The following is a 9346-nucleotide window of genomic DNA, read 5'->3' as shown; positions in this document are numbered from 1 at the left end:
ATCTTTAGGAGAGTATAATTCTAGCGTACAAAATCAAGATAATATAAAACTTATGCAAACAATGATAGATCGACAAAAAAAACTTATTGATTTTAAGCTGGAAGAAATGGAAGTAAAGAGAAGAGGAAATAAACAGGTAACAACTCAAGAATTTTCTCAGCTTAGAACTTTAATGGACAGATACCATCAAATGAATAAAGATATGGCTGATTGGACCGGTAACGGTAAACAGAAATAACTTTTTAGTATTTTATAGGAGCGTAAAAAATGAAGAAAGTAGTATTTGTTGTAATGATGTTATTTATTGCCGGCTTTGCCTACAGCGATCCGGTAGATGACGCTAAATCAGTATTGGAAAAAAGTAATGACTTATACAAACAATTTCAAGATAAATATACAACTTTAAAAGCCTATGATACAACAAAAAGATCACAAGATGCGTTAAAACAACTGGTAGATATGATAAGTCGATACAAAAAACTTGTTGAAGATAAAGTAGAGGAAATTGAATCAATTGAAAGAGCCAACAAAGTTGTACCGGTTCTGGAATTTGATCAGCTTAAAGAATTGATTAACAGATACCATCAAATGACTGTTGATTTGGATAATTGGATTAATCCAAAGAAAAAGTAAAGTAATTTACATTTTACAAACGCTCCCTCTTGGGAGCGTTTTTTTTGCTCTAATGTTTACCCATTCAAGAAAGCTAACGAGACTGAACCATGATTAAAGTACAGCGAGCCCTCGTCTGTTTTTATGATGCACCTTCCGGCGGGGTCTATTCCCTGAAAAATTCCACGCGCCAGAATTTTTTCGCGTTTGCCGTAAGAATCGTCGTTTTGTATTACCGCCGGTTCAAAAACAGCGGCTTTTGCGCCAATACAATCGGCTAACGAGTTCCATTCCGCTGACAGAGGGCGATTCCCCTGCGAATACGCGGCGGTTGAAGCAAATGATTTTTTTACATTGTCAATTTCTTCCAGTATTTTGATTAACACTTCCTTGCGCGATACCTGCCGCTTTGTAATCTCGGTACAACTTGACGCTCTGCCTGAGGGGACGGGGTTGTTCACATTAACGCCTATTCCGCCTGTAAGCCAAGTAATTAAATCGCCTTCGCCGCAAACTTCGGTTGTAATTCCCGCTATTTTACGATGGTCTATGTATATATCGTTGGGCCAACGAAGAAATGCTTTTTTACCGCAAATTGACGATATACTTTTTACAACGGCAATTTGCAAGGTAAGCGACAGTTGGGTATATTCGGCTATTGTAAGACGCGGACGTTCCAAGATAGAAAAGAAAAGCCCGCCTTGGCGCGAGACCCATGTTCTGCCGTTTCTTCCTCTGCCTGCGCTTTGTTTTTCCGCCGTAAAGACGCTTCCGCTTTGCGCGCCGCTTACAGCCGATTCTCTTGCCCTGTCCATTGTGCTTCCCGTATTTTTAAAATGGTAAAATAAATTTTCTTTTTCGCCGAATTCCCACGGATACAGGAAATCTTTTTCTTTTTTAGGGTCAAGAGAGTAACCGGCTTCTCCTGTCTCTATGGCGTAACCGGCTTCCGTAAGAGACTGAACGGTTTTCCAAACCGCGACACGGGAAATACCTAAGTCTTTGGCAAGTACGCTTCCGCTTGTCGGCGCACCTTGTTTTTCTCTAAGGAGCGTAAGAAGACGCGCCTTACTTGAAATTTTTGATTTATCTTTCATGCTAACTCCTTGCCTCAAGCGCCTTTGCTTTTAATGCCGCTTTTTCAAAACTGAGCGAAATTAAAATAAACATAAGCGTTTTTATTTTCCCAAGCCCTTCTTTGCCGCCCCGTGCCTTCCATGCAAGGTTGATAGAAGTCCATATTTTAAAAATTTCAGGAATAAAACTTAAAAATAAAGATATAATTTCTGAACGTACAACTTCCCTTATTTCAAGAGAGCTTGTTGTGCGGAATAACAGCGCGGAAATCTGCACAATGAGAACGAGGCGCAGAGTTATCCGCAAATATTCAAGATCGGGAATTAACAATGTTAAAAAATGGTTTACAGGCATTAATCTAAAGTTATTGATTAAGTTTGAAAACACAGATAGAGCGTACATAAGGAGAGCGTAAAAAAAAGCGGGTTTAAAATCTGTTATTTGATCTTGTAACGATAAACCGCAGATAAACGCCGCAAGAGAATCGGCTGTAAGCGGCGCGCAAAGCGGAAGCGTCTTTACGGCGGAAAAACAAAGAGGGAAAGGGGCAGAAGCGATAATAATTTTATTACAGCGGGAACTTTGTGTAAAAGTCCCTTTTTTGTTTTGTACTTGAATACCGCATTGTTTATAACCATAAAAGGTCTCCTAAAGAGCGCGCGGAATTTTTTAACGGGTGATGTATTCCCCACGCCTCAAGATCACGGGAAAGCGCGTCAGATGCGGTTCCGTCATAAACTTTTTCCCCCTTACATAATACAATAAAACGCTTGGAAAGGGCTAAACATTTTTCCAACTCATGGGTGAGAATAATTACAGTTTTGCCGTCGGCAATCAGTTTTTGAAAAAGCCTATTTACCTGCACAACGCCGGGAAAGTCCATGTTGGCATAAGGCTCATCAAAAATGATTATTTGCGCGTCCATTGCCAAAACTCCCGCGCAAGCAAGCCGGCGTTTTTCGCCCCCTGACAGCGAGCGGGCAGGGAAGTCCGCGCGGTCTTCAAGCCCGGTCTGCGAAAGGGCGGAGTAAACCCGCGCCTTAATTTCGTTCTTTGAAAGTTTCATATTGCGCGTACCAAAGGCGACGTCTTCTTTTGGTGTCTCACCAAGTATTTGAGAGTCTGGCTCCTGAAACACAAGCCCCACTTTAGAACTTGTTTTTACGGAGCCGTCTGTAGGGTCTTCAAGCCCAGCGATGATGGACATTAATAGGCTTTTTCCCGAGCCGTTTGCCCCCGCGATTATTGTACATTCGCCGTCTTCGATGGAAAGCGAAATGTCACGGAGGGCGTAAAAACTGCCGTCTTGTATCTGCTCATTTTGCGGTAAATCTTCATATACGGAGAATTTTTTTGTTACGTTAAAAACTTCTACCGCAGGCATAGGTTACTCTTCGTTGTTGATGTACCTTGCCGCTATCGGACGAAGCGCCAGAGCCAGAGCGATACCAAGCGCCAATTTTATTAAGTCGCCTATAACGAAAGGAACTGTTCCGGCTAAAAACGCCGCCTTTAGCGTTATAGATTTTAAAAACATAATGTAAAGCGAGCCGCATACAAGGATAAGGGCAAACCCTAAAAAGGACGCGATACAAAGCCTGATAACAGGAATGGGTTTAAGCTTTTTTTCGCTTACTTTTGGAAGTCCGCAAACAAGCCCGGCGCACAAACTTCCGACAAAGTAGCCGATTATATAACCGCCTAGCGGAGTGTTAAAGACTCCAATGCCGCCGGGTATTACAAACACGGGAATACCGATAAGCCCAGCTAGTATTAGAATCAGTACCGCTATACCGCCGTAGAAACTCCCAAGAATTGTGCCTGCCAAAACGACAAACATATTTTTAAGAACGATAGGCACGCCAAGCGGAGTAGGGAGCTGAAAAAAGTTAGAGACTGCAATTAACGCCGCAAAAACAGCCGCAAAAACAAGCCGATTCCGCACAGATTTAGTAATTTTTATCATGGTAAACCTCACTTTTACACAGGTTAACGTAAAAAGCACTTTTTTGTCAAGCTGTAAAAAGTAAAAAGTTTTATTTTTTCTTGTTTTTCCGCAAGGCTTCCAGACAGGCTCTCTTAAAAATCACAACAGAAAACCCTTTGTGTTCAATTTCGGCTTTCAGTTTGGCGGCGTTTTTTTCTACAAGAGCGGACTTAGTTTCAAGTTCAAGGATACGTTTAACGCCGCAGCCTATCAGCAGTTTTTTTAGGTTTTCAGATGGCACTATGGTAGGCTGGCAGCCTGTCATAGCTACGGTGGAATTGTCAAGAATTATCAATGTCATCGATGTATTGGCTTTTACAGCGTCTATAAGGGCGGTAATGCCTGAATGTATGAATGTTGAGTCTCCTATTACGGCAAGAGCGTATTTAAGCCCCGCTTCGCTTGCCCCCTTTGCCATGCCAATGCAAGCGCCCATGCAGACAATGCTTTCTACCGCTGAATACGGCGGAGTCGCTCCAAGCGAATAACAGCCGATGTCGGAATTAATCGCTATATCGGGATGCCCTTCGCGCGAATCAATGGCGGCGACCGCTTTGTTAATGGCGCTGTAACTGTCGGCGTGTGGGCATCCTTGGCATAACTGCGGAGGACGCGCCGGAAGAGCGCCTGTAACAATATGGGCGGTTTTTCTTGGCGGAATACCGAGCACATTGCGTACATTGTCGGGATCAAGTTCACCGTATTGAATAATTGGTATTATGTCCGCTCCTGTAATGCCGAAAACTTTTTGTGCTATAAACGGCTGTCCTTCTTCAATGATAATAACTTCGTCAACGCTTTCGTAAAGTTTGCGTATTTTTTTCTCCGGTAGGGGATATGTGCCTATGTGCAAATGAACCGGCTCGCCTTTTCCCTGTTTTTTACGCAGAGCTAAAAAGTCGGCAAGGTTTTCCTCGTAATAATTACAGCCTATTCCAGATGTGATTATGCCAAGATCGCTTGCAGTGCCTTTCAGTTTGTTTACGGAATGTTGAAAAGACCATTCTTCAAGAACTTTTTGTTTCTCAATAAGAGCGGCATAGTTTTTGCGCGCATAAGCGGGAAGCAGCATCCATGCTGTTTTTTCCTGAGTCTTTGAGAGAGTATTCTGCGCCTTGGGGTTTTTTGTTTCAACCGCGGCGCGGGCGTGAGACAGGCGCGTAACAAGGCGCAAGAGAACAGGAACGCTAAAACATTCTGAAACGTCAAATGCTTCGCGCACCATGTCGTAGGCTTCCTGTTGATTACGCGGTTCAAGACATGGAACCATCGCAAATTTTGCATAAAAGCGGGAATCCTGCTCGTTCTGAGAACTATGCATTCCAGGGTCGTCAGCTACGACGATTACAAGACCGCCTTTAATTTTTAAAAGAGCGGCGTTTATAAAAGGATCAGCCGCGACATTTAAGCCTACGTGCTTCATTGTAACGATTGCCCTGCGTCCCGCGAAGGAAACGCCCATAGCCGATTCCAACGCGGATTTTTCGTTGGCGCACCAGCGGGCGACAGGACCGCCTTTTTTGTATTCGTCAATTAAATACTGTAAAATTTCAGTTGAGGGAGTTCCCGGATATCCGTAAGCTGCGCTTATTCCCGCATGTATCGCTCCAAGAGCAACAGCTTCGTCGCCCAAGAGGGCTAATTTTTCGTTGCTCATTACTTTCCGCCAAGATCGTCGCGGACTTTTACGCTTACCAGCTCGTCATAACAGGAAAAGCAATTATCCACCGCGTTTTTTTCCGGCGCTTTGGTAAGAATGCTTATGACAGGCACAATGATAAATCCGGCAAGCATTGTAAACGCTCCGGCGTTAATCGGCGATTGTAAAAGAGTCGGGAACGAAGGTCTGAAAAAGATGTTAAGAGTCATCAGTGCGGTGCTGAAAATAAAGTTGCACCAAACCGCCGATTTTGTAACGCGTTTCCAATACAGTCCGTAAAGGAATGGAGCAAGGAAAGAACCTGCAAGCGCGCCCCATGAAATGCCCATAAGCTGGGCGATAAATGAGATTCCGCCTTTATACTGGATAATGGCTATGATTGAAGCTATTACGATAAATACAACAATCAAGGCGCGAATAATAAACAGTTGGCTTTTCTCGTTCATTTTCTTGATAATATGACCTTTTAAAAAATCCAATGTAAGAGTTGATGATGAAGCCATAACAAGGGACGAAAGCGTTGATATAGACGCCGCGAACACCAATACTATAACTATGCCAATCATAATATCGGGAAATCCTGAAAGCATGGCGGGAATAATTGAGTCAAAGACTATGCCGTTAGGACCAATCGCTATTTTGTCCGAGGCGGCGTATAATCTGCCAAAACTGCCAAGGAAATAACAGCCGCCCGCTACAACAAGCCCGAAAAATGTCGATACAATAGCGCCCTTGCTTATCATTTTTTCGGATTTTATGGAGTAAAATTTGGAAACCATCTGCGGGAGTCCCCATGTTCCAAGTGATGTAAGAATTATGACACCTAATAAACTTAAAGGATCGGGACCGAAAAATGACGATAGAATGCCGGGAACAACGTCGCCGTTAACATTTTTTGCTTCTACCGACGCCATTTTTGCCAAAGCGTTAATAAAACCGCCGTTACTGTGAAGTACAGCGGCTATAACGGCGACAATACCGCAAAGCATGATTATGCCTTGAATAAAATCGTTTGCCGCTGTCGCAAAATAACCGCCGACTACGACATAAATTGCGGTAAGAACCGCCATGCCGACAATACAGTAAACAAAATCAACATGAAACGCCATCTCGAATAAACGAGAAAGACCGTTGTATAACGAAGCAGTGTAGGGGATAAGGAATATAAAAAGTATAATTGACGCGCCTATTTTTAATGATGTAGCGTTGAACCTTGAACCGAAAAATTCAGGCATGGTTGCGCTTTTTAAATGTTGTGTCATTATGCGCGTCCGCCGCCCGAGTATTACCCACGGCATAAGGGAGCCTATAAACGCATTGCCCAAACCTATCCATGTTGCGGCGGTTCCGAATCTCCAACCGAATTGTCCGGCGTATCCGACAAAAATTACCGCCGAAAAATACGATGTTCCGTAAGCGAAAGCCGTAAGCCATGGACCTACCGCGCGTCCGCCAAGCACAAAATCATTTACGCTTGATGTTCTTTTCTTAAAATAGAACCCGACAAAAATTGTTACTGCAAAAAACAAAAGAAGAAGAATTACCTTGATCAACATAAGTTACTCCTTTGTAAGACTTGGGATTTATTCATTAACACGTTCTACATATTCGTTTGTTTCGGTATTTACAAGAATTTTTTCGCCCTGTTTGATGAAAAGGGGAACGCGAACCGTTAAACCTGTTTCGGTTACAATGGGTTTTGTCGCGCCCGATACGGTATCGCCTTTTACATAGTTCTCGCTTTCCGCAACCGTAAAAACCACCTTGTAGGGAATCTGAATATCGATAACTTTTCCTTCCCAAATGGTAAGCTGGTAATTGTCGTTTTCTTTTAAGTATAATTTTTTATCTGGATTTTCAGATATTGGAACCTCGTATTGGTCGTAGGATTCATTATTCATAAAATGGTAATTGTCCTGATCGGCATATTGATACTGACAGGTGTGAACGTCTACCTGCGCGTCTTCTACTTCCTGTTGGGTAGGGACGGTAATGCTAAGAACGGAGCCGTCCTTGATACTTTTCATTTTTATTCTGGCAATAGCAGTGCCTTTGCCGGGAGTGTGAAATTCCCTCTCAACTACAAGAAACGGCTGTCCTTTTTGTAAAAGACAGGTTCCTTTAACAATATCTCCGCATCGAATCATTTTATTCCTCTTTAAAAATTGTAATAAATTAGTGTAGCAAAAAAGGAATTTTATGGGAAGTGGTAAATAATAGATGACAAAGGTATTTTTTTATGATATTTTTAACAGTTATGAGCCGTAAAAACAGCGTTTACAGCGAAAATTGGCTTTATGCTTTTTTAAACTCGTTTTTTTTCCCGCCTCTGCGTCCGGCATTTTGTAAGAGCGTTCCGTCGATACTGTACAATTTTTTCTTTTGTCAGTTCCGCGCGGCGTTTCTGCCCGGCAGAATTCCCGTTACAAAAGTAGATCACGCTCTGGACAAAAAAATACCTTTTATTCCGTCATGGGTAACAATTTACCTTGATTTTGTTCATTTTTGGATAAGAATGATTACGTTTTTTCTTAGACGCTACAAACGTAAAGCGTATGTCCACATGAGGGATTTTATTTATTCAATCGGTAATTTATACGCTTTTGCGGCGGACGTTTACAAAAAAAATATGTCAACAACAGAGCGTCCGTTTTATATCGCAAGACCGCGTTTTTTTGTAATTCATATGATGGATCCCCACTTGATGTGCATTCCAAGCCTTCATGTTATGGTGGTTATTCACACTTATTTGCAATTTGTGGAAACGGCTAAAAAATTGGGCGACTATGAAAAATTAAAAGAACAGGCGTTGGAAGTAAAACAAGGCGCATTGGCGATAAGTCAGGCGATTCTTTTTGTTAAACAACACAGCGTAAACTGTATTCCGGCGGCATTATACGCTTTGACATGTTTCAGCCCGGAGCTTTTCCCGCCCAAAGAAGCGCAGGCATTTACAAATTTGCTTTTCTCCCCCGCGCCAAAAGCAGATGAATCTTTGCGGAAAATAAAAGTTCACCCGTCCGCCGCTCCTTTAACAAAGATTCAGGAAGAAGATAAGGCGCGGATAAAGGAGCATATAATTTCGCTTTACAACCGTTTTATGGCGGAAAGAGAAACGGCAAAATCATGGGAAGAGCCGCTTCTTAAATTCCTTCGCGAGTATAAAGATTAATCAATGATGCAGTTTTGGGCAAAGCCCAAAACTGCTGACTAAAACGCAAAGCGTTTTAGTCATTCCACCTTAAACCGAGAGACTTCGTGCATTAAAGTACTAATTCCTTCTCTGTTTTTGGTGCTTATTTCGTTAACATGGTGTACAGCTACGTTTATCTGCTCTGCGCCTGATGCCATTTCATTTATGCCGCCCGTTATTTCCTGTGTCGCTTTTTCAAGGTTCTGGCTTTCGGTTATAACTTCCTTACTGCCTTCGAGCATTTCTTCCGAGCCGCTCTTTACCTGCCTTGTAATGTTATTTACATTGCCGATACCTTCGAGAATTTGCTTGCTTCCTTCGCCTTGTTCTTCCATGGCGTTGCGGATGTTTTCTTCCTGTTGGGCTACAGTCTTTACGCCTGAGTCAATCGCCTCGAATTTATTAAGAACATTCTCTGTTGATTTGGTTATCTTGTCTATTGATTCTTTTATCTTCTTTAACACGTTGCCGATTGTCTTGGATTGTTCGCTTGAGCTTTCCGCAAGTTTGCGGATTTCATCTGCGATTACGGCAAAGCCTTTGCCCGCTTCGCCGGCATGGGCGGCTTCAATGGCGGCGTTCATGGAAAGCAAGTTAGTCTGGCTTGCGATATTTTCCATTACGGAGTTAATTTCTAACAATCCTTCCGATTCACGCGCTATTTCCTGAATGTCAGCCGCCACTTCCTGTAAGCCGCCTCTACCTACCTCGGAAGCGTCTTTTAATGTATTTACATTTTCAGAGTTTTTAATAAGAGTTTCTGTAACTGAATGTATGTTAGCTACCATTTCATCAATTGCGGACGACGCCTGTGAAA

General features: G+C 42.6%; 11 protein-coding genes. 3 read left to right on the top strand and 8 right to left on the bottom strand.

The window, feature by feature from the left end:
• Both ACYVTD_RS07770 and ACYVTD_RS07765 read left to right on the top strand, forming a co-directional pair.
• The coding region (locus tag ACYVTD_RS07770) for a hypothetical protein (RefSeq protein WP_461247205.1) at positions 1 to 238 on the top strand (238 nt) is incomplete at its 5' end.
• A 29-nt stretch (positions 239 to 267) separates the two neighbouring features.
• Positions 268 to 633 (top strand): hypothetical protein, encoded by a 366-nt coding sequence (locus ACYVTD_RS07765; RefSeq protein ID WP_461247204.1) that lies wholly within the window; start codon positions 268 to 270, stop codon positions 631 to 633.
• A gap of 56 nt (positions 634 to 689) precedes the next feature.
• Here the strand turns inward: ACYVTD_RS07765 and ACYVTD_RS07760 are convergent, their stop codons facing one another.
• From ACYVTD_RS07760 to efp, 7 genes are all read right to left on the bottom strand, one after another.
• Positions 690 to 1709: a biotin--[acetyl-CoA-carboxylase] ligase gene (locus tag ACYVTD_RS07760; RefSeq protein WP_461247203.1), complete on the bottom strand. Its 1020-nt coding sequence runs from the start codon at positions 1707 to 1709 to the stop codon at positions 690 to 692.
• Between the two features lies 1 nt (position 1710).
• Entirely contained in the window at positions 1711 to 2091 is a 381-nt protein-coding gene (locus ACYVTD_RS07755) for a hypothetical protein (protein ID WP_461247202.1), read from the bottom strand.
• 226 nt (positions 2092 to 2317) lie between these two features.
• Positions 2318 to 3073 carry an energy-coupling factor ABC transporter ATP-binding protein gene (locus ACYVTD_RS07750; RefSeq protein ID WP_461247201.1) on the bottom strand — a complete coding sequence of 252 codons (756 nt, stop codon included), beginning with the start codon at positions 3071 to 3073 and terminating at the stop codon, positions 2318 to 2320.
• A gap of 3 nt (positions 3074 to 3076) precedes the next feature.
• Positions 3077 to 3655, bottom strand: coding sequence for a biotin transporter BioY (locus ACYVTD_RS07745; protein ID WP_461247200.1), 579 nt, complete (start codon positions 3653 to 3655; stop codon positions 3077 to 3079).
• A 70-nt stretch (positions 3656 to 3725) separates the two neighbouring features.
• Positions 3726 to 5333, bottom strand: coding sequence for a thiamine pyrophosphate-dependent enzyme (locus ACYVTD_RS07740; protein WP_461247199.1), 1608 nt, complete (start codon positions 5331 to 5333; stop codon positions 3726 to 3728).
• Complete coding sequence (locus ACYVTD_RS07735) at positions 5333 to 6892, bottom strand: sodium:solute symporter family protein (RefSeq protein WP_461247198.1); 1560 nt, start codon at positions 6890 to 6892, stop codon at positions 5333 to 5335. Before ACYVTD_RS07735 ends, ACYVTD_RS07740 begins: the two co-directional genes overlap by 1 nt.
• A gap of 27 nt (positions 6893 to 6919) precedes the next feature.
• Positions 6920 to 7483, bottom strand: coding sequence for an elongation factor P (gene efp, locus ACYVTD_RS07730; RefSeq protein ID WP_461247197.1), 564 nt, complete (start codon positions 7481 to 7483; stop codon positions 6920 to 6922).
• Positions 7484 to 7575: 92 nt separating this feature from the next.
• On the opposite strand from efp, the gene ACYVTD_RS07725 reads away from it, so the two are divergent.
• Positions 7576 to 8508: a hypothetical protein gene (locus ACYVTD_RS07725; protein WP_461247196.1), complete on the top strand. Its 933-nt coding sequence runs from the start codon at positions 7576 to 7578 to the stop codon at positions 8506 to 8508.
• A 59-nt stretch (positions 8509 to 8567) separates the two neighbouring features.
• On the opposite strand, the gene ACYVTD_RS07720 is transcribed toward ACYVTD_RS07725, so the two are convergent.
• Positions 8568 to 9346 (bottom strand): methyl-accepting chemotaxis protein (locus ACYVTD_RS07720; RefSeq protein ID WP_461247195.1); only part of this gene is annotated, 779 nt, incomplete at its 5' end.

It is taken from the genome of Treponema sp. R6D11 (assembly GCF_054786075.1).
Note: the sequence above shows the minus strand (reverse complement) of the source record. Positions and strands in the feature narration are given on the sequence as shown.

Excerpts from the sequence above, each read along its gene's own strand:
- ACYVTD_RS07765 (WP_461247204.1), top strand. The coding sequence starts at position 268 with ATGAAGAAAGTAGTATTTGTTGTAATGATGTTATTTATTGCCGGCTTT.
- ACYVTD_RS07760 (WP_461247203.1), bottom strand. The coding sequence starts at position 1,709 with ATGAAAGATAAATCAAAAATTTCAAGTAAGGCGCGTCTTCTTACGCTC.
- ACYVTD_RS07755 (WP_461247202.1), bottom strand. The coding sequence starts at position 2,091 with ATGTACGCTCTATCTGTGTTTTCAAACTTAATCAATAACTTTAGATTA.
- ACYVTD_RS07750 (WP_461247201.1), bottom strand. The coding sequence starts at position 3,073 with ATGCCTGCGGTAGAAGTTTTTAACGTAACAAAAAAATTCTCCGTATAT.
- ACYVTD_RS07745 (WP_461247200.1), bottom strand. The coding sequence starts at position 3,655 with ATGATAAAAATTACTAAATCTGTGCGGAATCGGCTTGTTTTTGCGGCT.
- ACYVTD_RS07740 (WP_461247199.1), bottom strand. The coding sequence starts at position 5,333 with ATGAGCAACGAAAAATTAGCCCTCTTGGGCGACGAAGCTGTTGCTCTT.
- ACYVTD_RS07735 (WP_461247198.1), bottom strand. The coding sequence starts at position 6,892 with ATGTTGATCAAGGTAATTCTTCTTCTTTTGTTTTTTGCAGTAACAATT.
- efp (WP_461247197.1), bottom strand. The coding sequence starts at position 7,483 with ATGATTCGATGCGGAGATATTGTTAAAGGAACCTGTCTTTTACAAAAA.
- ACYVTD_RS07725 (WP_461247196.1), top strand. The coding sequence starts at position 7,576 with ATGATATTTTTAACAGTTATGAGCCGTAAAAACAGCGTTTACAGCGAA.